Source organism: Rhodococcus sp. DMU2021, assembly GCF_019641445.1.
Lineage (GTDB): Bacteria > Actinomycetota > Actinomycetes > Mycobacteriales > Mycobacteriaceae > Rhodococcus > Rhodococcus pyridinivorans.
On sequence record NZ_JAIFKB010000015.1, the window covers coordinates 38,916 to 65,244 of the forward strand.

General features: G+C 67.7%; 26 protein-coding genes, 2 pseudogenes and 1 riboswitch. Of the genes and pseudogenes, 11 read left to right on the top strand and 17 right to left on the bottom strand.

All coding sequences use genetic code 11. The annotated features are described in order from the left end of the window. Nucleotides 1–27: 27 nt before the first annotated feature. Nucleotides 28–1,311, bottom strand: a complete 1,284-nt coding sequence (locus K3M35_RS18890; protein ID WP_220666872.1) for a thymidine phosphorylase — start codon at nucleotides 1,309–1,311, stop codon at nucleotides 28–30. Continuing rightward, nucleotides 1,304–1,723: a cytidine deaminase gene (locus tag K3M35_RS18895; RefSeq protein WP_006550129.1), complete on the bottom strand. Its 420-nt coding sequence runs from the start codon at nucleotides 1,721–1,723 to the stop codon at nucleotides 1,304–1,306. The genes K3M35_RS18890 and K3M35_RS18895 overlap by 8 nt, the downstream gene beginning before the upstream one ends. Nucleotides 1,724–1,976: 253 nt before the next feature. Here K3M35_RS18895 and sdhC point away from each other — a divergent pair, with 253 nt between their 5' ends. The 4 genes from sdhC to K3M35_RS18915 are packed head-to-tail and all read left to right on the top strand — an operon-like array spanning nucleotide 1,977 to nucleotide 5,369. Then, nucleotides 1,977–2,384, top strand: coding sequence for a succinate dehydrogenase, cytochrome b556 subunit (gene sdhC, locus K3M35_RS18900; protein WP_071935442.1), 408 nt, complete (start codon nucleotides 1,977–1,979; stop codon nucleotides 2,382–2,384). A gap of 1 nt (nucleotide 2,385) precedes the next feature. Next, a complete protein-coding gene (locus tag K3M35_RS18905; RefSeq protein WP_006550127.1) occupies nucleotides 2,386–2,826 on the top strand; it encodes a succinate dehydrogenase hydrophobic membrane anchor subunit in 441 nt (146 codons plus the stop codon). Nucleotides 2,827–2,841: 15 nt separating this feature from the next. Then, nucleotides 2,842–4,593, top strand: a complete 1,752-nt coding sequence (gene sdhA, locus K3M35_RS18910) for a succinate dehydrogenase flavoprotein subunit (RefSeq protein WP_006550126.1) — start codon at nucleotides 2,842–2,844, stop codon at nucleotides 4,591–4,593. After that, nucleotides 4,593–5,369 (top strand): succinate dehydrogenase iron-sulfur subunit, encoded by a 777-nt coding sequence (locus K3M35_RS18915; protein WP_006550125.1) that lies wholly within the window; start codon nucleotides 4,593–4,595, stop codon nucleotides 5,367–5,369. Before sdhA ends, K3M35_RS18915 begins: the two co-directional genes overlap by 1 nt. A gap of 114 nt (nucleotides 5,370–5,483) precedes the next feature. On the opposite strand, the gene K3M35_RS26700 is transcribed toward K3M35_RS18915, so the two are convergent. The 4 genes from K3M35_RS26700 to K3M35_RS18935 form a co-directional block, all read right to left on the bottom strand. Further along, entirely contained in the window at nucleotides 5,484–5,714 is a 231-nt protein-coding gene (locus K3M35_RS26700) for a LapA family protein (protein ID WP_230811348.1), read from the bottom strand. Between the two features lie 68 nt (nucleotides 5,715–5,782). Further along, nucleotides 5,783–6,811: a YhjD/YihY/BrkB family envelope integrity protein gene (locus K3M35_RS18925; RefSeq protein ID WP_006550122.1), complete on the bottom strand. Its 1,029-nt coding sequence runs from the start codon at nucleotides 6,809–6,811 to the stop codon at nucleotides 5,783–5,785. A 16-nt stretch (nucleotides 6,812–6,827) separates the two neighbouring features. After that, on the bottom strand, nucleotides 6,828–7,868 hold the full coding sequence (trpS, locus tag K3M35_RS18930) for a tryptophan--tRNA ligase (protein ID WP_006550121.1): 1,041 nt from the start codon (nucleotides 7,866–7,868) through the stop codon (nucleotides 6,828–6,830). Nucleotides 7,869–7,943: 75 nt separating this feature from the next. Then, nucleotides 7,944–8,747, bottom strand: coding sequence for an exodeoxyribonuclease III (locus K3M35_RS18935; protein ID WP_019288552.1), 804 nt, complete (start codon nucleotides 8,745–8,747; stop codon nucleotides 7,944–7,946). A gap of 217 nt (nucleotides 8,748–8,964) precedes the next feature. Between K3M35_RS18935 and K3M35_RS26705 the strand changes: the two are divergent. Beyond that, nucleotides 8,965–9,066 (top strand): annotated as a pseudogene (locus K3M35_RS26705) (IclR family transcriptional regulator); the annotation flags it as partial. 113 nt (nucleotides 9,067–9,179) lie between these two features. Continuing rightward, nucleotides 9,180–9,326: a hypothetical protein gene (locus K3M35_RS26710; RefSeq protein ID WP_174556231.1), complete on the top strand. Its 147-nt coding sequence runs from the start codon at nucleotides 9,180–9,182 to the stop codon at nucleotides 9,324–9,326. A gap of 46 nt (nucleotides 9,327–9,372) precedes the next feature. Here the strand turns inward: K3M35_RS26710 and K3M35_RS18950 are convergent, their stop codons facing one another. Together K3M35_RS18950 and K3M35_RS18955 are read right to left on the bottom strand one after the other, a co-directional pair. Further along, on the bottom strand, nucleotides 9,373–10,587 hold the full coding sequence (locus tag K3M35_RS18950; RefSeq protein ID WP_006550118.1) for a hypothetical protein: 1,215 nt from the start codon (nucleotides 10,585–10,587) through the stop codon (nucleotides 9,373–9,375). Between the two features lie 144 nt (nucleotides 10,588–10,731). Further along, a complete protein-coding gene (locus K3M35_RS18955) occupies nucleotides 10,732–11,949 on the bottom strand; it encodes an NADP-dependent isocitrate dehydrogenase (protein ID WP_088897648.1) in 1,218 nt (405 codons plus the stop codon). 270 nt (nucleotides 11,950–12,219) lie between these two features. Beyond that, nucleotides 12,220–12,331, top strand: a riboswitch (SAM riboswitch). A 134-nt stretch (nucleotides 12,332–12,465) separates the two neighbouring features. Here K3M35_RS18955 and K3M35_RS18960 point away from each other — a divergent pair. Beyond that, nucleotides 12,466–13,593 carry a homoserine O-acetyltransferase gene (locus K3M35_RS18960; protein ID WP_024101561.1) on the top strand — a complete coding sequence of 376 codons (1,128 nt, stop codon included), beginning with the start codon at nucleotides 12,466–12,468 and terminating at the stop codon, nucleotides 13,591–13,593. Here K3M35_RS18960 and K3M35_RS18965 read toward each other — a convergent pair. From K3M35_RS18965 to K3M35_RS18975, 3 genes are read right to left on the bottom strand one after another with little or no spacing between them, the layout of a single operon-like run. Beyond that, entirely contained in the window at nucleotides 13,590–13,874 is a 285-nt protein-coding gene (locus tag K3M35_RS18965; RefSeq protein WP_024101562.1) for a DUF3017 domain-containing protein, read from the bottom strand. The genes K3M35_RS18960 and K3M35_RS18965 overlap by 4 nt on opposite strands. 26 nt (nucleotides 13,875–13,900) lie before the next feature. Then, entirely contained in the window at nucleotides 13,901–14,755 is an 855-nt protein-coding gene (locus tag K3M35_RS18970; RefSeq protein ID WP_006550113.1) for a bifunctional methylenetetrahydrofolate dehydrogenase/methenyltetrahydrofolate cyclohydrolase, read from the bottom strand. A 5-nt stretch (nucleotides 14,756–14,760) separates the two neighbouring features. Further along, the gene (locus tag K3M35_RS18975; protein ID WP_217579609.1) at nucleotides 14,761–16,236 is read right to left on the bottom strand and encodes a wax ester/triacylglycerol synthase domain-containing protein; all 1,476 of its coding nucleotides are present in this window, start codon (nucleotides 16,234–16,236) and stop codon (nucleotides 14,761–14,763) included. Between the two features lie 120 nt (nucleotides 16,237–16,356). On the opposite strand from K3M35_RS18975, the gene K3M35_RS18980 reads away from it, so the two are divergent. Continuing rightward, nucleotides 16,357–17,571 (top strand): glycosyltransferase, encoded by a 1,215-nt coding sequence (locus K3M35_RS18980; protein ID WP_220666873.1) that lies wholly within the window; start codon nucleotides 16,357–16,359, stop codon nucleotides 17,569–17,571. 10 nt (nucleotides 17,572–17,581) lie between these two features. On the opposite strand, the gene K3M35_RS18985 is transcribed toward K3M35_RS18980, so the two are convergent. Next, nucleotides 17,582–18,196: a maleylpyruvate isomerase N-terminal domain-containing protein gene (locus K3M35_RS18985; RefSeq protein ID WP_220666874.1), complete on the bottom strand. Its 615-nt coding sequence runs from the start codon at nucleotides 18,194–18,196 to the stop codon at nucleotides 17,582–17,584. Between the two features lie 149 nt (nucleotides 18,197–18,345). Next, a pseudogene (locus K3M35_RS18990) lies at nucleotides 18,346–19,377 on the bottom strand (aldo/keto reductase). Nucleotides 19,378–19,582: 205 nt separating this feature from the next. On the opposite strand from K3M35_RS18990, the gene K3M35_RS18995 reads away from it, so the two are divergent. Beyond that, the gene (locus K3M35_RS18995; protein WP_072740417.1) at nucleotides 19,583–20,047 is read left to right on the top strand and encodes a tRNA (cytidine(34)-2'-O)-methyltransferase; all 465 of its coding nucleotides are present in this window, start codon (nucleotides 19,583–19,585) and stop codon (nucleotides 20,045–20,047) included. On the opposite strand, the gene K3M35_RS19000 is transcribed toward K3M35_RS18995, so the two are convergent. The 3 genes from K3M35_RS19000 to K3M35_RS19010 are packed head-to-tail and all read right to left on the bottom strand — an operon-like array spanning nucleotide 20,044 to nucleotide 24,462. Next, entirely contained in the window at nucleotides 20,044–20,352 is a 309-nt protein-coding gene (locus K3M35_RS19000) for a rhodanese-like domain-containing protein (RefSeq protein ID WP_016692855.1), read from the bottom strand. The two genes, K3M35_RS18995 and K3M35_RS19000, sit on opposite strands and share 4 nt — an antisense overlap. Then, the gene (locus tag K3M35_RS19005) at nucleotides 20,345–21,199 is read right to left on the bottom strand and encodes a DUF4349 domain-containing protein (RefSeq protein ID WP_064060903.1); all 855 of its coding nucleotides are present in this window, start codon (nucleotides 21,197–21,199) and stop codon (nucleotides 20,345–20,347) included. Before K3M35_RS19005 ends, K3M35_RS19000 begins: the two co-directional genes overlap by 8 nt. 11 nt (nucleotides 21,200–21,210) lie before the next feature. Continuing rightward, complete coding sequence (locus K3M35_RS19010) at nucleotides 21,211–24,462, bottom strand: error-prone DNA polymerase (protein ID WP_193902363.1); 3,252 nt, start codon at nucleotides 24,460–24,462, stop codon at nucleotides 21,211–21,213. 186 nt (nucleotides 24,463–24,648) lie between these two features. Here K3M35_RS19010 and K3M35_RS19015 point away from each other — a divergent pair, with 186 nt between their 5' ends. Both K3M35_RS19015 and K3M35_RS19020 read left to right on the top strand, forming a co-directional pair. Further along, complete coding sequence (locus K3M35_RS19015; protein ID WP_121208940.1) at nucleotides 24,649–25,107, top strand: SRPBCC domain-containing protein; 459 nt, start codon at nucleotides 24,649–24,651, stop codon at nucleotides 25,105–25,107. Continuing rightward, entirely contained in the window at nucleotides 25,094–25,426 is a 333-nt protein-coding gene (locus K3M35_RS19020) for a helix-turn-helix transcriptional regulator (protein ID WP_024101573.1), read from the top strand. The genes K3M35_RS19015 and K3M35_RS19020 overlap by 14 nt, the downstream gene beginning before the upstream one ends. Here the strand turns inward: K3M35_RS19020 and K3M35_RS19025 are convergent. After that, nucleotides 25,420–26,325 carry a D-isomer specific 2-hydroxyacid dehydrogenase family protein gene (locus K3M35_RS19025; RefSeq protein ID WP_121208939.1) on the bottom strand — a complete coding sequence of 302 codons (906 nt, stop codon included), beginning with the start codon at nucleotides 26,323–26,325 and terminating at the stop codon, nucleotides 25,420–25,422. The two genes, K3M35_RS19020 and K3M35_RS19025, sit on opposite strands and share 7 nt — an antisense overlap. Nucleotides 26,326–26,329 lie beyond the last annotated feature (4 nt).

Consider the following 26,329-nt stretch of genomic DNA (forward strand, 5'->3'; position numbering starts at 1 on the left):
TCCGCTCGGTCTCCGGCCACCGAGTCCCTACGCCCGGATCCGTTCGATCACGAGCGGCTGCCGAACGGGGGCCGTGTCGGAGATTCGGACACCGCCGCGGAGGACGGCGAGCGCGTCGGGGATACGTCCCGGAGTGTCGGTGTGCAGCGTCGCGATCGGCTGCCCCGCGCGGACGCGATCACCGAGGACCGCGTGCAGTTCGATACCGGCCCCGGGCTGCACGTCCTGACCCTGCCGTTCGCGACCGGCTCCGAGCCGCCAGGCGGCGATACCGACCTTGTACGCGTCGAGTTCGGAGACCACCCCGTCCGCGTCGGCGTGGAAGGTCTCGGTGTGGGTCGCGACCGGCAACGGCGCCGCGGGGTCGCCGCCCTGGGCGGCGATCATCGCGTTCCACCGGTCCATTGCGGTGCCGTCGCGCAGTCGGTCGGCGGGATCGACATCGTCGACACCGGCGGCGGCGAGCATCTCGCGGGCCAGGGCCAGGGTCAGCTCGACGACGTCGTCGGGTCCGCCGCCGGCGAGCACCTCGACGGCTTCCCGGACCTCGAGCGCGTTGCCCGCCGTGCGCCCGAGCGGGCTGTCCATGCGGGTGAGCAGGGCTGTCGTGGGCAGCCCTTCGTCGGTGCCGAGTTCGACCATGGTGCGCGCCAGCTCGCGGGCCTCGCCGAGTTCCTTCATGAAGGCGCCGCTGCCGACCTTCACATCGAGGACGAGGGCTCCGGTGCCCTCGGCGATCTTCTTGCTCATGATCGAGCTGGCGATGAGCGGGATCGACTCGACGGTCCCGGTGACGTCGCGCAGCGCGTAGAGCTTGCGGTCGGCGGGGGCGAGATCGGCACTCGCCGCGCACACGACCGCACCGACGGCCGGGTCGCTGAGGATCTCGGCGATCTCCGCGGTGGTCAGATCGGCCTTCCAGCCGGGGATCGCCTCGAGCTTGTCCAGGGTGCCGCCGGTGTGACCGAGACCGCGGCCCGACAATTGCGGGACCGCGACGCCGCAGGCCGCGACGAGCGGTGCGAGCGGCAGTGTGATCTTGTCCCCCACACCGCCTGTCGAGTGTTTGTCGACGGTGCGCAGGCCGAGAGCGGAGAAATCGAGACGACGACCGGAGTCGATCATGGCGGTGGTCCAGCGTGCTGTCTCGGCCCGACTCATGCCGCGGAACCAGACTGCCATCGCCAGGGCCGACATCTGGGCGTCGGAGACGATCCCGTGGGTGAACGCCTCGATGACCCAGTCGATCTCGGCGCCGGAGAGCTCGTGTCCGTCGCGCTTGCGGCGGATGACGGTGACGATGTCAGGCACGGCGGTCCTCGTTCTCCCGCACGGCCGCCAGATCGTCGGGGCCGAACGCGTCGGGGAGGAGCTCGCAGAGGCGACGCGGGCCACCCTGGGCGTCGACCTCGAGATCGGGACCGCCGTGTTCGAGGAGCACCTGCCGACACCGGCCGCACGGGGTCAGGACGTGGCCTCGGGAGTCGCAGACGGCGACGGCCCGCAGACGCCCTCCACCCTGGGCGAACAAGTTACCGACGAGTACACATTCGGCACACAGCCCCAGTCCGTGTGAGACATTTTCCACATTGCACCCGAGGACCATCCGACCGTCGACGGTGAGGCCGGCAGCCCCCACCGGGAACCCGGAGTAGGGGGCGTAGGCTCGACCCATCACCTCATGTGCTTTGGCGCGCAACATTTTCCAGTCGATGTCCGGCATGGTTCCCCATCCTGTCACGGTGGCGTGGACGACGGTAGGCGACCCCCACTGCGCCAGATCACAGTTGGAAAGGCAAACCTAACTTCGCTTTTGGGGCCTGTACGAATGGCGCAGGAGATTGGTTCCCGAGTTTGGGATGGGTCTAGAGTCGATCCAAGTCGGTTCAGGTTCACGTCGGGCCCGTACTGCGGAATCCCCCACAGGTAGGAGCAGCTCGACGCGTCCACCATTGACGTTGGAGGCACAGCACTCGATGAGCAGCACGACTGAAGCCGCCCCCGCAAAGGCGGGGCGCACACGGTCGCTTTACCGGGGAGACCCCGGCATGTGGTCCTGGGTATTGCACCGGATCACGGGCGTGGCGACATTCTTCTTCCTTTTCGTCCACGTCCTCGACACCGCACTCGTCCGGGTCAACCCCGAGACCTACGACGCGGTGATCGATACGTACAAGAACCCGATCGTCGGCCTCATGGAGCTCGGCCTGGTCGCGATGGTCCTGTACCACGCACTCAACGGCCTGCGGGTCATGCTCGTGGACTTCTGGTCGAAGGGCCCGAAGTACCAGCGCGTGATGCTCTGGACGATCCTCGCGATCTGGTTCGTGGTGATGATCCCCGCGGCCGTTCGCATCCTCTTCAACACGTTTGCGGGGCACTGACATGACCGAAGCGAAGACTCTGGGTAAGGAATACGACCGGCCCGCAGGCCTCGACAACCCGCGCACGCCGCGGCGTGCCGCGAAGAACAACTTCGAGCTCTACGCCTGGTTGTTCATGCGCCTGTCCGGCCTGGCCCTGATCATCCTGGTCCTCGGTCACCTCTTCATCATGCTGATGCTCGATGACGGCGTGCACCGCATCAACTTCGCGTTCGTCGCAGGCCGCTGGTCCAGCCCGTTCTGGCAGTTCTGGGACCTGTCGATGCTGTGGCTCGCACAGCTCCACGGCGGTAACGGTCTGCGCACCGTCATCGCGGACTACGCACGTAAGGACTCCACCCGGTTCTGGCTCAACACGATCCTCGTCGTGTCGATGATCCTGATCATGGGCCTGGGCACCTACGTGATCTTCACCTTCGACCCGAACATCACGGCGAGCTAGGGGAGCCGAACCTTCATGCAGGAACATCGTTACGACGTAGTCATCGTCGGCGCCGGCGGCGCCGGCATGCGTGCGGCCATCGAAGCCGGCCCGCGTGCGCGCACCGCAGTGCTCACGAAGCTCTACCCCACCCGCAGCCACACCGGCGCCGCTCAGGGTGGCATGTGCGCCGCCCTCGCGAACGTCGAAGAGGACAACTGGGAGTGGCACACCTTCGACACCGTCAAGGGTGGCGACTACCTGGTCGACCAGGACGCTGCGGAGATCATGGCCAAGGAGGCCATCGACGCCGTTCTCGACCTCGAGAAGATGGGTCTTCCGTTCAACCGGACGCCCGAGGGCAAGATCGACCAGCGTCGCTTCGGTGGTCACACCCGCGACCACGGTAAGGCCCCGGTCCGTCGCGCGTGCTACGCCGCCGACCGCACCGGCCACATGATTCTGCAGACGCTGTACCAGAACTGCGTCAAGCACGACGTCGAGTTCTTCAACGAGTTCTACGCACTCGACATCACCCTCACCGAGACCGAGAACGGTCCCGTCGCGACGGGTGTCATCGCGTACGAGCTCGCGACCGGCGAGATCCACGTCTTCCACGCCAAGGCCATCGTCTTCGCGACGGGCGGCTCGGGCCGTATGTACAAGACGACGTCGAACGCCCACACCCTCACCGGTGACGGCCTCGGCATCATCTTCCGCAAGGGCCTGCCGCTCGAGGACATGGAGTTCCACCAGTTCCACCCGACGGGCCTGGCCGGTCTCGGCATCCTCATCTCGGAGGCCGTGCGTGGCGAGGGCGGCATCCTCCGCAATGCCGACGGCGAGCGGTTCATGGAGCGCTACGCCCCCACCATCAAGGACCTCGCGCCCCGCGACATCGTCGCCCGCTCGATGGTGCTCGAGGTGCTCGAGGGTCGCGGCGCCGGACCGAACAAGGATTACGTCTACATCGACGTGACCCACCTCGGCGAGGACGTCCTCGAGGAGAAGCTCCCCGACATCACCGAGTTCTCCCGCACCTACCTCGGTGTCGACCCCGTCACCGAGCTCGTGCCCGTGTTCCCGACCTGCCACTACGTCATGGGCGGTATCCCGACCAACGTCGACGGCGAGGTCCTCCGCGACAACGAGAACGTCGTGCCCGGCCTGTACGCGGCCGGCGAGTGCGCGTGCGTGTCCGTCCACGGCGCCAACCGTCTCGGCACCAACTCGCTGCTCGACATCAACGTCTTCGGTCGTCGCGCCGGCATCGCCGCCGCGGAGTACGCCAACAGCACGAAGCACGTCGAGATGCCCGAGCAGCCGACGAAGTACGTCGACGACTGGCTCGATCTGATCCTGCACCAGGGCGGCAAGGAGCGGGTGGCCGACATCCGCACCGAGCTGCAGCAGACGATGGACAACAACGCGTCGGTGTTCCGCACCGAGGAGACGTTGACGCAGGCGCTCAACGACATCCACGAGCTGAAGAAGCGCTACAAGGAGATCACGGTCCACGACAAGGGCAAGCGCTACAACAGCGACCTGCTCGAGGCGCTGGAGCTCGGCTTCCTCCTCGAGATGGCCGAGGTCACCGTCGTCGGCGCGCTGAACCGCAAGGAATCGCGTGGCGGACACGCCCGCGAGGACTACCCGAAGCGCGACGACGAGAACTTCCTCAAGCACACCATGGCGTACAAGGTGGGCGAGGAACTGATCTCCGACATTCGCCTGGACTACAAGCCGGTGGTCCAGACCCGGTACGAGCCCATGGAGCGTAAGTACTGATGACAACCATCGAGAAGACCGACACGGGCGCGTCGACACTGCCACCCGTGCCCGAGGGCGCGACGATGGTCACCCTCAAGATCGCCCGGTTCAACCCGGAGGACGACAAGGGTCAGCACTGGGATTCGTTCCAGGTGCCGGCGCTGCCGTCCGACCGTCTGCTCAACCTGTTGGGCTACGTCAAGGGTTACCTCGACGGCACGCTCACCTTCCGTCGCAGCTGCGCCCACGGCGTGTGCGGCTCGGACGCGATGCGTGTCAACGGCGTCAACCGTCTCGCCTGCAAGATCCTCATGAAGGACATGCTGGACAAGAACGGCAAGGACGTCACGATCACGATCGAGCCGATCCGTGGCCTTCCGGTCGAGAAGGACCTCGTCGTCGACATGGAACCCTTCTTCGACGCCTACCGCGCCGTGAAGCCGTTCCTCATCGCCTCCGGCAACGAGCCGACCCGCGAGCGTATCCAGTCGCAGGCCGACCGTGCCCGGTTCGACGACACCACCAAGTGCATCCTGTGCGCGTGCTGCACCACCTCGTGCCCGGTGTACTGGAGCGACGGCAGCTACTTCGGCCCCGCCGCGATCGTCAACGCGCACCGGTTCATCTTCGATTCGCGTGACGAGGGTGCCTCCGAGCGGCTGGACATCCTCAACGACAAGGAAGGCGTGTGGCGCTGCCGCACCACCTTCAACTGCACCGACGCGTGCCCCCGTGGCATCCAGGTGACAAAGGCGATCCAGGAGGTCAAGCGCGCGCTCATGTTCGCTCGCTGATCACCTCGCACGACAGCAGGTCCGTCCCTTCGGGGACGGGCCTGCTGTCGTCGGTGCCCACTCCCCTGTGCCCACTCCCCTGTGCTCCGTTGCCGGTGGTCGCACCGATGCGGATCAGCGTCCGCGTGCGAACAGGAAGCCCGCGACCCACCCGACCGCGAAGATGATGACGAGCACCAGCCACAGCGGTGCCTGCAGCGAGATCCAGAAGAGGTCGATGCTCGTACTGTTGCGGTTCTGGAGAACGAACAGCGCAGCGAGCAGGACCAGGACGGCCGCGAGCGCTCTGCGCGGAGTCACCCGGAACGCGCGTTGGGACGCGGCGGATCGCGACTGTTTTGCCACGCCTCCATCGTCGCCCGTCCGCGGCACGATCGGCACCCCCGAACCGAGTTTTCACCCCGGGAGTTCGCTCATTTCCTCCGGAAGCGCAGCCCGGCGAGGAGTCCACCGACCAGGCCCGCACCGAGGATTGCGGCGCCGCGGCGCGCGTCGAGACCCTCGTGCACCTCGAGGCGAGGCGTGATGACCGCCCCTGTGGGCGCGGGATGGTGTGCGAGTGCGAGGCTCGCTCGGGACGTCGCTGCGAACGCGGTGCAGAAGAGCACCAGGCGGGCCGTGAGGTTACCGAACACGAGGATGCCGAGGATCGGGCCGAAGGCGACGCCCGCCGGGCCGTTGAGCACACGTTCGAGGTAGATCGAACCCGTCTGCTTGAGCAGTTCGAAACCGATCCCGGCGATCGCACCCGCGACGAGCGCGCTGCGGAACGGAACGGGTTCGCGGGGCAGGCGAGCGATCACCCAGGTGAACACCAGACCGGTGGCGGCAGTGGCCGCCACCAGAGCCAGAATTCGCAGACCCACGCCGATGCCGACGAGATTCTCCATGTTGAGCAGCTCGACGATCCTGCGCGCGATCGGCCCGCTGCTCAGCGCCGAGAGCCCCAACGACACGGTCATCGCGAGTCCGAGACTGAGAAGTGCGCCCCCGTCGCGCAACTTCACTACGAAGAAGTTGCCCTTGTCGCGCGGGTGCTCCCACATGGCGGTGAGGGCTTCGCGAAGATTCGTGATCCAGCCCAGACCGGCATACGAGGCGGTGAGCAGGCCGATGAGGCCGACCGCGCCGCGGGATTCGATCGCCGAGTCGATCAGGCTCTGCACGGTGCCGCCGAGCTGACCGGGAATGTTCTCGGAGATGACCTGCCGGATCTCGTCGAGCAGTTCGGGTCGCCCGGCAAGCACGAAACCGGCCAGCGAGAACACGACCATGATGATCGGGACGATCGCCAGCACCGTGAAGTAGGTCAGACCGGCCGCGTAGTAGTCGCCCTTGTTCTCCTGGTACCGAACCCCGGCCCGGAGGATGCGGTCGAGCACGGGATGGGCCGCGCGTTGACGCTCGAGAAATCCCGGCTTCTCGTCGGGTTCGCCGGCCATCCGGGTGCTCCTTCGTCTAGGTCCGCGGCAGGAAACCCACCTTGTCATAGACCTGCGCCAAGGTGCGGGATGCGACCTCGCGAGCGCGGTCCGCGCCGCCCGCGAGAATGCGGTTCAGTTCGGCCGGGTCGGCCAGGTACTCGTCGACCTTGGTGCGGATCGGGGTGACGAACTCGGTGAGGACCTCTGCGGTGTCGGCCTTCAGATCGCCGTAACCCTTGCCCTCGTAGCCGGCGACGAGTTCGTCGACGCTGCGACCCGACAGCGCAGACTGGATCGTGAGCAGGTTCGACACCCCGGGCTTGTTCTCCCGGTCGAAACGGATCTCCCGCTCGTTGTCGGTCACCGCGGAGCGGATCTTCTTCGCCGACACCTTCGGATCGTCGAGGAGATTGATCAGGCCCGCGTCGGTCGTCGCCGACTTGCTCATCTTCGACGTCGGATCCTGCAGATCGTAGATCTTCGCGGTCTCCTTCACGATCGTCGGCTCGGGGACGACGAAGGTCTTGCCGAAGCGGGAGTTGAAGCGCTGCGCGAGATCTCGCGTGAGTTCGAGGTGCTGACGCTGGTCCTCCCCCACCGGCACGTGGCTCGCGCGGTAGAGCAGGATGTCGGCGGCCATGAGGATCGGATAGGTGAACAGGCCGACGCCGGCGTGCTCGGTGCCCTGCTTGGCCGACTTGTCCTTGAACTGCGTCATCCGGCTGGCCTCACCGAAACCGGTGATGCAGCTCAGGACCCAGGCGAGCTCGGCGTGCTCGGGCACCTGGCTCTGCACGAACAGCACGGACTTCTCCGGATCGATACCGATCGCGAGCAACTGCGCCACGGAGACGAGCACTCGCTTGCGCAGCAGCTTCGGCTCGTGCGGAACGGTGATCGCGTGCAGATCGGGGATGAAGTAGAAGGCGTCGTTCTCGTCCTGCGCCGGAACCCACTGCGCCAGCGCCCCGAGGAAGTTCCCGAGGTGGAACGAATCCGAGGTGGGCTGGATGCCGGACAGCACACGGGGGCGGGCCTTCGGCTTCGTGGCGTTCTGTTCTGCAGTGCTCGACATGCCGTCGATGATTCCACGCAGGCCACGCCGCGCTGCGACCGAGGTGGGCACTTCTGCGCCGATCCGCAGAAGCGGTCAGCGATCGAAGGTCACGGTCACCGGTGCATGGTCGGACCAGCGCTGGTCGTAGCTCGCTGCGCGTTCGACGCGGGCCTCGCTCGCGCGGGCCGCCAGGCCCGGGGTCACGAGGTGGTAGTCGATGCGCCAGCCTGCGTCGGTGTCGAATGCCTTGCCGCGGTACGACCACCACGAATAGGGGCCCGCGACGTCGCCGTGGAGGTCGCGCACCACGTCGCGCCAGCCGGTCTCGAGGAGGTCGCCGACCCACGCGCGCTCCTCGGGCAGGAAGCCGGACTTCTTGACGTTGCCCTTCCAGTTCTTGATGTCCCGCTCGGTAGGGGCGATGTTCCAGTCGCCGCACACCACCATGTCGCGACCTGCGGCCGTCACCGCGGCGTACCGTTCGGCGAGGTAGGTCGCGAAGCTCTTCATGAAGTGTTCCTTCTCGTCCTGCTTCGGCGTCTGTGCTTCACCGGTCGGCAGGTAGAGGCTTCCCACCGTCACGTCGCCGAAGTCGGCCTCGATGTAGCGGCCGGCCGAGGCGAACTCGTCGACGTCGAATCCGACGCGGACGGCGTCCGCCGGGACACGCGAGAGGATCGCCACCCCGGCGCGGCCCTTGGCCGAGGACTCTGCGCCGACACAGTGCCATCCGGCCTCCAGCGCCGGGGCGATCGCGGCGTGGAACTGCTTCTCGGTGGCCCGCACCTCCTGCAGGCACACGATGTCGGCGGCCGACGAGGCGAGCCAGTCGACGAGACCCTTGGCTGCGGCTGCACGCACGCCGTTGACGTTCACGGTGGTGATCACGAGAGGCACCGGGTCACCGTAGCCGATGCCGGCGATGCCACTGCTCCACCGTGGCAGGAGCCTGCCGTGAGAGTGGCTCACCCCACGACCGCGAGTTCCACAAGACGGAACACATTCACCACCTTCTCTCATTCAGCGGAACGTCCCGAGAGTATTCCTGGGGAAACACTCATGTGTTCCATTCTGCGGATTGTTCGGACTGTTCTGTGGGCCTGGAGTGACTCGCATGACACAGGCATCGACGGTCGCCGGAGCCGACGGCGGCGTGCGGAGCGTCGCCCGCGCGTTCGATCTGTTCAACGCATTCGACGCCGAGCACCCGATCCGGACGCTGCGCGAACTCGTCGGGATCACCGGGCTCCCCAAGTCGACGGTGGTGGACTGGCCGCTCTCGGATCGACCACCGAGATCACCGTCCGGGTCCGCCGTGCAGGCGAGATCGTGTGGGAGGGCACGGCGCTCTCCCGGATCGACACTCCCCTCGAGTGGGAATGGCTGCGCGCCGGGGGTCTGTTCGGCCACCTGCTGACCGAGCAGACGGAGCGGCAGCGCGCAACGCACCGCGATCCGGTGGGCGCGCACCGGTAGACGAGTGGATCGACGGGGCCGTCCTCCGAGGAGGACGTCCCCGTCGTCATGTCCGGTCCGCCGGAGCGACACGGGCGACGGTGCGCGCCCGCACGATCAGATGACGGAGCGGCGGGACGGAACCCTCCGCTCGACCGTTCCTTCGACCACCGTCGAGCTCGGCGCGCCGCACCCGGTACCGCTCGCGCAGCACCGCGGCGCGCAGGGCGGCGGTGACACCCGGGAAGCGACCCCGACGGCCCACCCCGACGGTGCCGAGGAGCAGGACGGCGGCCGGCAGGACTATCCAGGCGTACAGGACGGCGGCGGAGGCGATCGCCTCGGCGACGGCGTCCTCGTCGAGTGCCGCCCACACGATTCCCGCACCGACCACGACGTAGAGGGTGCCACCCAACGCCGCGGCCAGGACCGCGCCGACGTATCGGCGGAGCAACCAGCAGCGGACCGTCCACAGCACGAGGACGACGGCCGTGAACATCGTGATCGCGGACGTGACCACCACGAAGACCATGTCCGAGGAATCCAGGAAGGGCCCGGAGCCCGACTCGTCGTCGAACACCACGATCATGAGGAGCCCCGTCACCACCGTGACGACGGCCAGGACCGCGAGTTCGACGGCGAGCGCCGCGAAGGGGTGGCCGGCGACCCGCGGGTCGCCCGGTCGCAGCCTCGCCGCCGTGGCGAGCAGTTCACGTCGGCGCAGCAGCGACGCCTCCCGGCGCAGACGACGGCGGGCACCGACGCCGCGTTGGGTCGCGAGGAACAGGTCCTGGCTGAGTACCACGATCACGAAGACCGCCGGGAACAGCAGCAGCGCCGCCAGATCCACGGAGTGCGGGAGACCGTCGAGCAGCGCTGCGACGAAGGTCATCGTCGCTCCGACACCGAACACCGACCCGCACAGTTCGAGGTGCTCGAGGCGCAACGCCTCGGTCGATCGGGACGAACCCTCGGCGGCGATGACCGGTCCGAGCGACCACGCGATGAGATTGAGCGCGATGACGAGGGCGGCGAGCACCCCGAGGACGGCGGCGGCCTCACCCATCGTGAGGGTGGTGAGCACGCCGCTGCGCACCGGCGTGGACCGGTCGTAGGCCAGTTCGTCGGTGCGGCGGGCGATCGCGTGGATCAGATTCGGCGCGAGCGCGACGGGCAGGTAGGCCAGCGCCGAGCCGAACATCAGCATCCATACCCGGGTCCAGAACCACCGGCGGGCGTGCGCTCCGCCGCGGGCTTCGGAGTCGGTGGCAGTGGTGGTCACGGCCGTCCTCCTCCCGAGCCCTACGGTGATGCGACTGACAGTGGTACACGAAACGGTAGCCGGTGCCGGGAGTGCTCGGGAACACGACACGGGACGCCCGATTGGGGCGTCCCGTGTACGTGCTGTCGAGAACGGAGCGGAAGATCAGGCGCGAGCCTTCTGCAGGTTCTCGTCGAGTGCTGCGAGGAACTCCTCGGTGGTCAGCCAGCCCTGCTCGGGGCCGACGAGCAGGGCGAGGTCCTTGGTCATCTGACCGGCTTCGACGGTCTTGATGACGACGTCCTCGAGCTGCTGCGCGAACTCGATGACCTCGGGGGTGTTGTCCAGCTTGCCGCGGTGCTCGAGGCCACGGGTCCAGGCGAAGATCGACGCGATCGGGTTGGTCGACGTCGGCTTGCCCTGCTGGTGCTGACGGTAGTGCCGGGTGACGGTGCCGTGTGCGGCCTCCGCCTCGACGGTCTTGCCATCCGGGGTCATCAGGACGGAGGTCATCAGCCCCAGCGAGCCGTAGCCCTGCGCGACGGTGTCGGACTGGACGTCGCCGTCGTAGTTCTTGCAGGCCCAGACGTAGCCGCCCTCCCACTTGAGGGACGATGCGACCATGTCGTCGATGAGGCGGTGCTCGTAGGTGAGACCGGCGGCGTCGAACTCCGCCTTGAACTCTTCCTCGTAGATCCGCTGGAACTCGTCCTTGAACATGCCGTCGTAGGCCTTCAGGATCGTGTTCTTGGTCGACAGGTAGACCGGGTAGTTGCGCTGCAGGCCGTACGAGAGCGAGGCGCGCGCGAAGTCCTGGATGGACTTCTTGTAGTTGTACATACCCATGACGACGCCGCCGTCCTCGGGGATCCGGCAGACCTCGTGCTGGATCGGCTCGCTGCCGTCCTCGGGCGTGAAGGTGATGGTGACGGTGCCCGGGCGGTCGACCTTGAAGTCGGTGGCGCGGTACTGGTCGCCGAACGCGTGGCGGCCGACGATGACGGGCTTGGTCCAGCCTGGAACCAGACGCGGCACGTTCGAGATGATGATGGGCGCGCGGAAGATGGTGCCGCCGAGGATGTTACGGATGGTGCCGTTGGGCGACCGCCACATCTTCTTCAGGCCGAACTCCTCGACACGCGCTTCGTCGGGGGTGATGGTGGCGCACTTGACGCCGACGTTGTGCTTCTTGATGGCGTTCGCCGCATCGACCGTCACCTGGTCGTCGGTGGCGTCGCGGTTCTCCACGCCGAGGTCGTAGTACTCGAGATCCACGTCCAGGTACGGGTGGATCAGCTTGTCCTTGATGAACTGCCAGATGATGCGGGTCATCTCGTCGCCGTCGAGTTCGACGACCTTACCTTCAACCTTGATCTTGGACATATGCGTTTCGTGTCCTCCTAGGACGTTTCTGTAGGTCCCCAATCGACCGCACTTTGTGGGTGCGGTCGCCGTCGGCTCGCGAGCAGCGAGCATGGCCGTGTCCACGTCCTGAACCGCGGCCAAACATGACAAGCGTACTGCTATTACCGACGACCGCAAAGCGCCTCGTTCCACCCTCACGCCCTACCGACCGGTAACTTTCCTGCTGGTCAGGGATGTTCAGAGGGTGCATAAAGACCCTGCAACGGAGAGTCGCTAGACTGCCGGGAAAGTCATGAGTGCCAGCGTCAAGCCCCGGCTTGCTGGCCGGCAACCCTCCGACCGGGGTGGGGTGCTCCGGGTGATGACACGGTCGGTGGAACCCCACCGACAAGCCTGTTGTCGGGAGGACTGAGATGATGATGTGCTGTCGCACCCAAGCCACGATCACACCTCCCATCACCGCCGGAAGGACACGATGACCGACATCCGCAGCCGGCGCTGCCAGCCCACCGCGAGCCTCGAGGCGGTCATCTCTTGACGGCGGGCACCGAGCGGCGTCGCGTCGAACTGCCCCCGGCAGACGGACGCCTCGACACCATCGACATCGGCGATCTCGCGCTCGAGAGCGGCGAGACGCTGCCGAACGTCACCGTCGCCGTGCAGAGGTGGGGCGAACTGTCCCCCGCCCGCGACAACGTGGTGCTCGTCGAACACGCCCTCACCGGCGACTCGCACGTCACCGGCCCCGCCGGACCGGACCATCCGTCCCCCGGCTGGTGGTCGGGCATGGTCGGCCCCGGTGCTCCGATCGACACCGACCGCTGGTGCGTGGTTTCGACGAACATTCTCGGCGGGTGCCGCGGCACCACCGGCCCCGGCAGCACCGCACCCGACGGCAAGGCCTGGGGATCCCGCTTCCCGCTGATCACCGTGCGCGACCAGGTGGCGGCCGAGGTGGCGCTGCTCGACAGGCTCGGCATCGACGTCCTCGCCGCCGTGACCGGCGGATCGATGGGTGGCATGCGCACCCTCGAGTGGATCATCGCGTACCCGGAGCGGGTGCGAGCGTCGCTCGTCCTCGCCACCGGTGCCCGCGCGACCGCCGACCAGATCGGCACCCAGACCGCGCAGATGGCTGCCATCACGGCCGACCCCGACTGGCAGGGCGGCGACTACTACGGCACGGGGCGGCGTCCCGAAGCCGGACTCGCCATCGCCCGGACCATCGCGCACCTCACCTACCGGACCGAACTCGAACTCGACACGCGCTTCGGGAATCTACCCCAGGACGACGAGGACCCGTGGCGCGGCGGCCGGTACGCCGTGCAGAGCTATCTCGAGCACCAGGCGCGCAAGCTCGTCGCGCGTTTCGATCCCGGTACCTACGTGGTGTTGTCCGACGTGATGAACCGGCACGACGTCGGGCGCGGACGCGGCGGCGTCGAGGCCGCACTCGCGTCCACCCCGGTCCCGACGATCGTCGCCGGCGTCGACTCCGACCGCCTGTACCCGCTGCGCCTGCAGCAGGAGATCGCCGATCTGCTCCCGGGATCGGGCGACCTGCGTGTGCTCGTCTCCCGCGACGGACACGACGGATTCCTCACCGAGGCCGACGAGGTCGCGAAGCTCCTCGTCGAACTGATGAAGCTCGCCGAGGGCTAGTCGGTTCCCAGCGGGTCGATCGACGCGGCGAGCGCCACCACGATTCCGCCGACGACCATCATCGAGGCGACGTCGAACGCCTTGCCGCGTACCGCGAGGACACCGACCTTGTCCTCGTCGAGAGCCCAGCGGAACAGGCCGGCGAGGATGGTGGCGCCGCCGAAGACGAACGCTCCGCGTCGCCACCGATCGGCGATCACCAAGATCACCGCTGCCGCGATCACCAGGGTGACCGCGAGCAGCGGCAGGTTCAGACGCGTGAATCGCATAGCCCGAGCCATCTCGTCTCCCGGGGTCGTCGACCCGCTTATCGGGTCGCGAGCAGCTCGGCCCGCTCCACGACGTTGGTCAGCAGGAAGGCGCGGGTGAGCGGTCCGACGCCACCGGGGTTCGGGGACACGAAGCCCGCGACCTCGCGCACGTCCGCGGCGACGTCGCCGCGCAGTCCGTCCTCGGTGCGGGAGACACCCACGTCCAGCACAGCGGCTCCGGGCTTGACCATGTCCGCCGTCACCAGCCCGGGAACACCTGCGGCGGCGACGATGATGTCGGCGCGACGCACCTCTGCAGCGAGATCACGAGTGCCGGTGTGGCAGAGGGTGACCGTCGCGTTCTCCGAACGGCGGGTCAGCAGCAGACCGATCGGGCGGCCGACGGTGACGCCACGACCGACCACCACCACGTGCGCGCCGGCGATCTCCACGTCGTAGCGGCGCAGCAGGTGGATGATGCCGCGCGGCGTGCAGGGCAGCGGAGCCTCCTTGCCGAGCACGAGCCGGCCGAGGTTGACCGGGTGCAATCCGTCGGCGTCCTTGCCCGGATCCATGCGCTCGAGCGCCGCGTTCTCGTCGAGATGCTTCGGCAGCGGGAGCTGGACTATGTAGCCGGTGCAGGCAGGGTCGGCGTTGAGCTCGTCGATCGCCTCGAACAGCTGTTCCTGGGTGATGTCGGCGGGCAGATCCTTGCGGATCGACGTGATGCCGACCTTCGCGCAGTCGTTGTGCTTACCGCGCACATAGGCCGCGGATCCCGGATCGTCGCCGACGAGGATCGTGCCGAGACCGGGCGTGACGCCCTTGGCCTTCAGCGCATCCACGCGGACCTTCAGGTCCTCGAAGATTTCGTCGCGGGTTGCTTTGCCGTCCAGGATCGTCGCAGTCACGTCGTTCATTCTTCCAGGCGCCCGTCCGGCGTCGAATCGCGGCCGGTACCGGAAACCGTCCGCGCGCCGGGAGGCAGGCAGTCCCGGGATAGTTCCGCGAAGGCTTCGGCGAGGTGCCGCTCGTACTGCTCGGGGTCGGGAATGCAAGAGTCCGAGGCCAGAAAGGACAAGGTGAGAACCTCGCCGAGCGAGGTCACGGAGTGGACGAGACCGTAGTTCCGGTTGAGCATCGGAGTACCGATCGCCTCGACGGCGGGACTGCCACCGAATCGGAGGCCCTCGACCGGCCCGCGCGGCACATTCGTCACGGTGGTGTTGGCCAGCGGCACCACGTCTCCCGTGGGCCCCACCCGCCCGCGGTGCGCTCTCCGGATCGTCATCGCCAGGTCGAACGCGGGCGATGCATCCACCGCCGCAACGGAGGCAGCCGACTCCGGACGCCGGATGCGCTGTTTCTCGAGAGCAGCCGACTCGTGGACTCGGCGGAGTCGCTCGCGCGGATCAGCCCGATCGAGGTGCAGGTCGACATACATGAGCGTGACCTTGTTCTCCGACTCCGCTCCCGCTCCGTCTCGGAGGGATCCCGGAACGATCGCCGCCGGTGAATCGGTGGGAATTTCCTCGTAGGACGCGAGGTAGGCGCGTAGTCCGCCCGAGACGACCGTCAGGATCACGTCGTTCACCGAGGTATCCGTGGCGCGCGCGACGGCACGCACCTCCGGCAACGGCATACGGACGACGCCGAGCTGCCAGGCGCTGCCGGCGTCGGTGTCGAAGCGGGTGCGGGGACGCTGCGGCCGGGGGGCGGTGATCTCCCCCGATGCGGTGAGACCACCCAGTGCTCGTCGAGCGCGACGTGCTGCGACCAGAGCCGGGAGCATCCTCGCGTACCGGAAGGGCAGCGAGACCGCCGCGCGGACCGGTCCCGGCACGGCGACGACGCGTCCTCCCGTCGAAGGGGCGGCAGCCGGATCGTCGAGCAGTGCACGAGCGATCTCGACGGCTCCGAGCCCGTCGGTCACCGAGTGGTGCAGGAGCAACGCGACGATGGTGGCGCCGTCGGGGAGGTCGTCGACACCACGGATGTCGGCCAGGACGTGCACTTCCCACGGGGGTGCGGACAGATCGAGACGGCGTTCCTTCATCGAGGCGAGCAGCCGATGCACCTCGCTGCGTGAGGTCGGGCCGATCGTCTCGTACCGGACGTGACGGTCCGGATCGACGCCGGTCTCGACCCAGTACGGAAAGTCGAGGTTCGCCGGCACCCGGTGCAGACGGCGGGTGAGCGCCGGTGTGCGGTGCAGGCGCTGTCCGATCCAGGTGACGGCGTCCTCACGGGTGCGGATGGGAGCGTCGCCCGCTCGGGCGTCGAACACGTAGACACTCACCATGGTCGACGGCGGAGCCTCGGGGTCCGTGTCCTCCACGAAGACGTGGAGTGCGTCCCGCGCGGCCAGTCGGATTCCGCGTCGGCGTGTCATCGTGATGGTTCTCTCCCGGGTCGCCCGCTGCTGATGCCCTGTCGATTGAACCAGGTACCGCTCGGGGCCACACCCGATCGGCGATTCGCGAACACGAGCCTCACGCGGTGTAATTCGGCCATGGCACACCGAGTCGGATCGACGACCGGCAGCACACGAGGCCGGGCCGCGCGTCGCGTCCTGTTCGCGTTCGCAGGCGGCCTCGGCCATCTCGCACCGATGCTCCCGATCGCCGACGTCCTGCGCGGAGCCGGCCATCGCATCGGCGTGTGTGGGGACGCGGACGTCCTCGCCGGCACCCAAGGTTTCGACGCGTACTTCCCCGAGGGAGACACGACATCCGCTTCCGGCCGGTCCATAGGCACGCTCGCTCCTCCGGATCTCGACCACGAGTACTCGGTGATCGGCACCCACTTCGCCGATGTGCTCGCATCGCGACGATTCGACCTGGTCCGCGATGTCATCGACCGCTGGCATCCGGATCTGGTGATCTGCGACGAGATGGACTTCGGTGCGATGACGGCGGCCGAGCACGCCGCCGTTCCCCGCGTGGTGGTCGCCGTCATCGCGTCCGGAGCACTCACCCGGATCGACCGCATCCGTGAGCCACTGGGACGACTACGGGCCGCCCACGACCTCCCTTCCGATCACGAGTGCTCTTTCCTGACACAGGATTTGGTCATCTCACCGTTCCCACCGTCGTTCCGTGATCCTGATGTCCCGTTGCCTCCCACAGCCGTCTCGACAGGGCCGGGCCCGTCGCTCGCATCCCGCGAACACCCTGCGATCGACTGGCTTCGTAGCGGCGAGAAGCCCCACCGCGTGTACGTCACGCTGGGTACCGTCTTCAACACCGAGTCCGGTGATCTCATCGTCCGTCTCCTCCGGGGGCTGCACCGACTACCTGCGCGCGTGCTCGTCACCGTCGGCCGGGACATCGACCCGGCCACCCTGCCGTCACCGGGCGGCAACGTCCGCATCGTGCGGTTCGTGCCCCAGTCGGCCGTGCTCCCGCACGTCGATGTCGTCGTAAACCACGGCGGATCGGGCAGCGTCATCGGTGCGCTCACCCACGGCGTTCCGGTCGTCGCGCTTCCGATGGGCGCGGACCAGGAACTCAACGCCCGACGGCTGGTCGCGCTGGGCGCAGGGACCACGGTCGATCCCGTCACCGTAACCTCGGCGGAGATCGGAGGGATCACCCTCGACGCGCTGTCCTCGGGCTCTCTCCGCCGCGGTGCCGAGCGATTGCGCGAAGAGATCGCACGATTGCCTCCCCCGGCATCCGTGCTTGCGCTGCTGGAGGATCGGATGTTCCGATCCCGGCTGCGCTGAACGTCTCCGCTCACACGACGGAGTAACCGTCCGGTAGCGACGTCCTCCCGGTCAATGCCCGCAGCACGGTCGTACCGTCGCCGAGTGCCAGCGCGATCCTCGTGGCCAGCAGGGTTGCTTCTTCGAGGACGTCGGCCGGAGGCGTGAAGGGGACGTCCGCCGCAGCTGCGATGTCGAGACCGTGGACGGCGAGCTCGAAGGTGCGCGTCGGCAGATAGGAGTGCAGACGGATCCCCTTGTCTCCGATCACCCGGATCAGACGGTCCTCGCCGGCACCGAGCCGGTCGATCACCGCGGTCGACAGAGCATCGATCGTGGCCACCGGATCGTCGCCGAGGTCGGCACCGGCACGACGTCCGCGTTCGACGATGTCCTCCGCGCCGAGAACCGAGGTGAGTTCCTTGACGTGGACGTAGTACTGCTCCGCGCTCGCGAGGTCCTCGGTGTCGGCGGGACTGTCCAGATAGGTCATGACGGTCGTCAACGAGCGTGAGGTGTGTCCGATCAGTGCTCGGAGGTCCCACTCACCCAGGCCCGGACCGTCCCAGCGGCCCTCCGGCACGGCACGGACCAACTCCGCGAAGCTGCGTACCGCCGAGACATACGTCGCTACCGGCGATTCCATGACATCTCCCGCGGCCGACCGGATCGAACCCGACACGAGAATGAAAGCACGCGTCTCCCGGCTACACCGTCGGTGTGCGCACGCGGGTCGGCACGGATCGCTCGCGCAACGTGAATCCCAGCTTCTCGTAGAGCCGGATGGCGGTCATGTCAGAGACCGAGGCCGGTGCCGTGGACACCGTACTCGTCGATGACCGCGAGCTCGTCGTCGGTGAGCGGCGGGAAGCTCAGTGTCTCGACGTTGTGGTCGAGCTGCCAGGTCGAGCTCGCGCCGACGAGCGCCGAGGTCGCGGCGGGCTGCCGGAGCACCCACGGCAGTGCCAGCTGGGCCAGCGACTGCCCACGCGACCGGGCGAGCTTGTCGAGTTCGGTGACGCGCTGCCGGTAGGTCTCGTCGATCACGTCCGGAGACAGGAACGCACTGTTTACCGCTCGCGCACCGTCCGGGATGGTCTCGAGATACTTGTCCGTCAGAAGTCCCTGTGCGAGCGGCGAATACACGACGAGTCCGAAGCCGTCCTGCTCGGCCGCGTCGAGCAGACCGTTCTGCTCGACGCTGCGGTCGAAGATCGAGTAGCGCGGCTGGTGGACGAGCCGTGGGACACCGGCTTCCCGCAGAAGTGTCGCGGCCTCATGCGCACGATCCGGTTGGTAGTTCGAGATGCCGACGTAGAGCGCCTTCCCCTACTCGACGGCGGAGACGAGTGCCCCGACGGTCTCCTCGAGCGGGGCCGTCAGGTCGGGACTGTGACTGTAGAAGATGTCGACGTAGTCGGTGCCGAGGTCACGCAGGCTGTGCTCGAGCGAGCCCAGCAGCGACTTGCGCGACCCGCCCTTCTGGTAGGGACCGGGACCGATCGGGTTGCCGGCCTTCGTCGACAGGATGATTTCGTCCCGGTAGGGCGCGAGGTCCCTGCCGAGGATCCGGCCGAAGTTCTTCTGCGCGGCGCGGTGCGGCGGACCGTACCGGTCGGCGTTGTCGAAGTGGGTGATTCCGAGGTCGAAGGCGTGGAGGATGATCTCCCGCTGTGCCTCGAAGGGGTAGTCGGTGCCGAATTTCTGCCACAGCCCGAACGAGAAGGCGGGAAGATCGAGCCCGGACCGCCCCGAGCGACGGTAGGGAATCGTCTCGTAACGGTTCTCGGATGCGGTGTACGGGGTTTCGACGGTGCTGTGCGACATCGGGCGGGATTCGCCTTTCGGTTCCAGCGGAATTCGGGTCCACGCCACTCGATCACGGGCACTTCCGGACTGTCACCGGTTCCGCTCAGGCTGCGCACAATGCACCTTCGTTTGCAGGACGTCGCGTGGCTCTTGCGAACCCCGGATGGCTGCTCGGAGAGGTGTGCGAGCCGGGACACACAGTGCCGACTTGTTAACCTGCATCGTGTTCAGAGTGATGTTCCACGAGCCGCGCATTCCCCCCAACACCGGCAATGCCATACGCATGGTCGCCGCGACCGGCGCGGAACTGCACCTGGTGGAACCCCTCGGTTTCGACCTGTCCGAGCCGAAGCTGCGCCGCGCAGGCCTGGACTACCACGATCTCGCGTCGGTCACCGTGCACAGCAGCCTCGAGGCGGCGTGGGTGGCGCTGGTCCCCGAGCGGGTGCTCGCGTTCACCGCGCACGGCACGTCGAGTTATGCGGAGATCGAGTACCGGGCCGGCGACGTGCTGCTGTTCGGACCCGAACCGACAGGGCTGTCGCCAGAGGTGCTCTCCGACCCGCACATCACCGAGCAGATCCGTATCCCCATGCTGCCCGGGCGGCGTTCGCTGAATCTGTCGAACGCCGCAGCCGTCGCCTGCTACGAGGCGTGGCGGCAGCACGGTTTCCCCGGAGGGGTTTAGGCGCCGCTCTCCACCGGACGACCCGAGCGGGCCCATCCGTCGGTGCCACCCGCGACGGACACGGCGTCGACACCGCGACCGGCGAGATACTGCGCGGCCTGCAGGCTGCGGCCACCCACGGCGCAGACGACGTAGACGGTGCCCTCGGTGGGGATCTCGTCGATCCGCGCGACGAACTCGCTGAGCGGGATGTTCGTGACGCCGGGTACGCGCACCTGGGCGTATTCGTCGCGTTCACGCACGTCGATGACGGTCGCCCCGTCGGTGAGCGCGGATTCGAGTGCGGCCAGGTCGACCTCACGCATCGCTGTCGGTCCTCTCGGTATCGGGCGTCCCGGTGGTTCCGGACGAACGTCCCCGTCGGGTGATGAGCCGGATGACCAGGTAGAGGACACCTGCACACACGAACAGGAACGCCACCCACGGTAGCGCGGCGCCGATACCGACCACCGCTGCCCCCAGCGCGGCCCACAGGCTGTTCCATCCTGCGACCAGCCCGTCCCAGAAACTGTCCTGTTCGGAGGGAAGGCGGTCGGTGGTGATGTCGACGGTGAGCGTGGACAGTTCGATCCGGTCGCCCAGCTGCCGTCGCTGCGCCTCGAGGCTGTCGAGTTCGGCCTGTCGTTCGGCCAGCGCGGTCTCTGCAGCGATCAGCGCCTCGACGTCGGCCGACGACTCGAGCAGTGCCCGCAGGCGGTCCACCGAGGCCCGCAACGCACCCACCCGGGCTTCGAGGTCGGTGTACTGCATCGTCACGTCGTCGCGGGTGGTGCTCAGGCTGGTGACACGGCCGAGTGTGCGGATCTCGTCGACGACCTCGTCGAGCCGGTCGGCGGGCACCCGCACCGTGAGCACGCTGCTCGCCTCGGGTTGTTCGGTGAGCGAGTCGACGCGTCCACCGGCTTCCTCGACGACCGTCACGACCCGGCGGCCCGTCGTGACGGGATCGCCGGCATCCATCTCGAGGTAGCCGGTGACAACCTCCTTGCGGTCGGCCTCTTCGGGTTGCGACTCGCGGAGACCGCCGTCGACGATCGCCGGTGCCGAGATCGCAGGCGCGGACGCCGAGGAGCCCTCGCCTCCACCACCCTCGTCGCAGCCGGTGACGACCAGAGCGAACAGAGCCAACGAGACCGGCCACAGGCGTTTCACACTCGGCGATGTTAGCGAAAGTCGCGTGATCTGCTCGGCATTCGCAGATCCATGGCTTCGAGATGGTCGGCGAGGAGCGTGACCACGCCCTCGGCGTTCTGGAGCCGGCCGCGGACGAGCAGGGCGGGAGCCGTGTGGGCCACGGTCCGGTAGCGCGCCCACAGACCGACCGAGCACACCACGTTCACCATTCCGGTCTCGTCCTCGAGGTTGAGGAAGGTGACACCGGCGGCTGTTGCAGGTCGCTGCCGGTGTGTCACGGCCCCGCCGACGAGGATGCGCGTCCCGTCGGGGACCTGCCACAACTCCGCGGCCGGGATCACCCCGAGTTCGTCGAGCCGCTCGCGCAGAAACTGCGTCGGATAGCTGTCGGGCGAGATTCCCGTGGCCCAGACGTCGGCGGCGGCAAGTTCGAGAGCGCTCATCCCCGGCAGGGCCGGAGTCGGCACCGTCCCGATCCCGGGGAGCCGCCCGGGGCGTTGTGCCGCGGCCGGGGCCGCACCCCAGAGGGCTTCGCGGCGGGTGACGCCGAACGAGGAGAAAGCTCCTGCGGTGGCCAGCGCCTCGACCTGCGTGGTGGTGAGACCGACGCGGGCGGCGAGGTCGGCGGGCGAGGTGTACGGGCCGTGGGCACTGCGTTCGGTCACGATGCGTTCGGCGAGGTCGTCGCCGATGTGCCGCACCGTGGCCAGGCCGAGCCGGACCTCCTTCCCTTCGTTCTCGAGGGTGGCGTGCGCGAGACTCGCCGCGATGTCGGGGCCGTGGACGACCACACCATGACGGCGGGCATCGGCGACCAGCGATTGCGGCGAGTAGAAACCCATCGGCTGAGCACGCAGCAGGCCCGCACAGAACGCTGCGGGATGGTGCAGTTTGAACCATGCCGAATAGAACACCAGCGAGGCGAAGCTCTGCGAATGACTCTCGGGAAAACCGAAATTCGCGAAGGCGTAGAGCTTCTCGTAGATGCGGTCGGCGACGTCCCCCGTGATGCCGTGCAGGTCCCGCATGCCCTGATAGAGGCGTCCGCGCAGACGTTCCATCTTCTCCGTCGAGCGTTTCGATCCCATGGCGCGACGTAATCGATCGGCCTCCGCCGCGGTGAATCCCGCGGCGTCGACGGCCATCTGCATGAGTTGCTCCTGGAAGAGCGGAACGCCGAGGGTGCGTTCGAGGGCCTTCTCGAGGCAGGGATGGTCGTAGGTGACGGGTTCGAGACCGTTGCGCCGCCGGATGTAGGGGTGCACCGAACCGCCCTGGATGGGGCCGGGCCGGATGATGGCCACCTCGATGACCAGATCGTAGAAGCATCGCGGCTTCAACCGCGGCAGAGTGGCCATCTGCGCCCGCGACTCCACCTGGAAGACCCCCACCGAGTCGGCGCGGCACAACATCTCGTAGACCCCCGGCTCGGAGAGATCGAGGTGTGCGAGGTCGACTCGGACGCCTTCGTGTTCGTCGACGAGGTCGATCATGTAATGCAACGCGGAGAGCATGCCGAGGCCGAGCAGATCGAACTTCACGAGACCCGCTGCAGCACAGTCGTCCTTGTCCCACTGCAGGACGGTGCGCCCTTCCATCCGCGCCCATTCGACGGGGCACACGTCGGCGACGGCCCGGTCGCAGATCACCATTCCGCCCGAGTGGATGCCGAGATGCCGTGGGAGACCTTCGATCTGTTCGGCGAGATCGAGAACCGTCTCCGGGATCCGTTCGTCGGTCTCGACCCGCACCCCACCCCACCGGCCGATGAGCTTGCTCCACGCGTCCTGCTGTCCCTGCGAGTATCCGAGGGCACGGGCCATGTCGCGGACGGCGGAGCGACCGCGGTAGGTGATGACGTTCGCGACCTGCGCGGCATTGATCCGCCCGTACTTGCGGTAGACGTACTGGATCGCCTCCTCGCGCCGGTCGGATTCGATGTCGAGGTCGATGTCGGGTGGGCCGTCGCGTTCGGGCGACAGGAAGCGTTCGAACAGCAGCTTGTTGCCGACGGGATCGACGTTGGTGATGCCGATCGCGTAGCAGACCGCCGAGTTGGCGGCTGATCCTCTTCCCTGGCACAGGATGTCGTTTCGCTTGCAGAAGTCGACGATGTCGTGGACGACGAGGAAGTATCCCGGAAATCCCAGCCGGCCGACGACATCGAGTTCGTGTTCGATCTGCCGATAGGCGTCGGGGCGGCGCTCGACCGGACCGTAGCGGCGATGCGCCCCGTCGTAGGTGAGTTCGCGCAGCCAGGTGAACTCGGTGTGCCCGTCGGGAACATCGAAGGGCGGCAGTTTCGGGGCGACGAGACGCAGGTCGAAGGCGCATTCACGGCCGAGTTCGGCGGCACGGTGCACGACACCCGGAAAGGCCTCGAACAGCCACGCCATCTCCTCCCCCGACCGCAGGTGTCCGCCTCCGGTCGGCGGGATCCGGCCGACGGCGTCGTCGAGGCTCTGCCGGTCGGAGATCGCCGCCACGGCCATTGCCAGGCGTCGCCGACGGGGGTGCGCGAAGTGCGCTGCCGTGCTCGCGATGCACGGAATTCCGTGTCGCCCGGCAAGTTCGAAGAGGGCTGCGTTGCGTTCGTGGTCGTCGGGATATCCGTGACGGGTGAGTTCGACGGTCACGCGGTCGGCACCGAACCGGTCGACGAGATCGAGCAATGCCGCTTCGGCGGCGGGGATCCCGCCCGTGGCGAATGCTTGTCGCAGGTGCCCCCGACGGCAGCCGGTGAGGATCTGCCAGTGCCCACAGGCGGCGTCGGTGAGCGCGTCGTAGTCGTACGTCGGGTTGTTCTTCTCCCCTCCTGCGAGGTGGGCGTCGGCGATCTGCCGCGACAGGCGTCGATAGCCCTCCTGACCGCGGGCGAGGACGAGCAGGTGCGCATCGTCGAGGCCCAGCTCGGCTCCGAAGACGGTGCGGATGTCGAGTTCGCGTGCGGCTTCGGCGAATCGCACTGCTCCGTACAGTCCGTCGTGGTCGGTCACCGCGAGGGCCTCGAGTCCGAGTCGTGCCGCCTCCTCGGCGAGTTCCTCCGGCGTGGAGGCACCGTCGAGGAAGCTGAACGCGGAGTGGGTGTGCAGTTCGGCGTAGGGCACGACCGGCCCCTCGGGACGTCGGACCCGCGCCTCGTACTCGGCGCGGGTGCGCGACCACGCCGGGCTGTCGCTCCCGTCGCCGGGATGTTCGGTATCGCGACGGGAAGTGCCGGGTCGTCCCGAGAGCACGCGCTCCATCTCCGACCAGGTCGGCGGACCGTTTCCCCATCCCACTCCGGCACCTCCTCGACCGGTTCAGTATCGCACATGTGTTCGAGTTCGATGCTCGAACGCGTGCAGATCTCGTCGATGCATCCAGGCATGTCGACGAGAACTGCACAATCGACTGCAACCAGGGGGTTGCACCATGGGCGATAGGGGTGCAACCCTGGAGTTGCATTCCCATCGGAGGAGACAGTCATGACCGACGAACTCGACCGCATCGAACGCGACATCACCATCGACGCCCCTGTGGACCGGGTATGGACACTCGTGGCCGAACCCGGCTGGTACATCAACGACAACGAGTGGACCGAGCACCGCATCGAACACGACGGAGATCTCACCACCGTGCACGATCCGGTCCACGGCGCCTTCGTCTTCCGCACCGTGACCCTCGACGAACCGCATTACGCGGCCTTCCGCTGGCTCGCCGACCACACCGATCCCGACAGTCCGTCGACCCTCGTCGAGTTCCGGCTCACCGCCCTCGACACCGGCACGACCGAATTACGAGTCACGGAAAGCGGATTCGACTCCCTGCCCGGCGACGCGAGCGAACGCCGCACCCGCTTCGAGGAGAACTCCCGCGGCTGGACGGCCGAACTGGAAATCGCCAAGCACCATCTCGAGAAGGACGGAAGCGTTGCCCGACGCTGAGTTCTCCGCCGATCTGCATCCCGTTTTCGCGGCCCTGGCCGACGACACCCGATGGCGCATCCTGCAGCGACTGGGCCGGTCTCCGGCGTCGGCGTCCGGACTCGCGGCCGAGTTCACGGTCTCCCGTCAGGCCATCGCCAAGCATCTGGCGGTGCTCGAACGGTGCGGTCTCGTGACCTCCGAGCGCGCCGGACGGGAGATCCGCTTCTCCGCCGTCGGATCGCGGCTGAGCGCGGTCGGGCGTGCGATCGACGCCGTGGGGACAGGCTGGGACCGTCGCCTGTCCGCGATCAAGAAGGCGGCCGAACGGCCTCAGTAACCCGCGTTCGGATCGACCCGGGCGATCAACTCCTCGCCCGCGACGAACCGGCGCACGTTCTCCTCGAGGGTCGGCGCGAACGTCTGCGTCAGCCGGCTGCGTGTATTGGCGATGTGCGGTGTGATCACGGCGTTGTCGAGATCCCACAGCGGATGACCCTCGGGCAACGGTTCGGGATCGGTCACGTCGAGAACCGCCCCGGCGATCGTACCGTCCCCGAGCGCCTTCACCAGCGCGTCGGTGTCGACGAGGTTGCCCCGCGCGACGTTCACGAGCCACGCCGACCCGGGCATCGCCGCGAGCGCGGCAGCGTCGACGAGATGATCGGTCTCGGCGGTCGCGGGTGCGGCGACGACGAAGTGATCGGCCATCGACCACACCTCCGGCGTGCGGTCGGCCGGCAGCGTGACCTTCGCGCCGTCGACGGGACGGCCCGAACGATTGACCGCGACGACGTCCGCGCCGAGGGCGTGCAGGCGCGGGATCATCGCCCGGCCGATACCGCCGCATCCGACGATGGCCACGGTCGAGCCGTGGAGGGTCTGCACCCGCGGGTCGAGAACGTCCTTGGTCCACCGCTTCGCGGCGACCGAGGCGTGGAACTGGCGCAACCCCACGAGCAGTGCTCCCACCGCGTACTCGGCCACGTTGTCGGCGTACACACCGGACGCGTTCGCCCACACCCGCCGGTCGTCGATCAGACCGGCCCGGAAGAACGGTTCGATGCCGGCATAGGTGAGCTGCACCCACCGCACGGTGTCGGGCAGGTCGGGGAACTCCTCGGCGCTGCCGTCCCACACCAGGGCATCGGCGTCGTGCAGTTCGGAGAGGGTTCCGCCGCCGGAGACGATCGCTGCGGCGAGGTGGTCGTCGTGGCCGGGGCCGAGATGAACACGCATACCG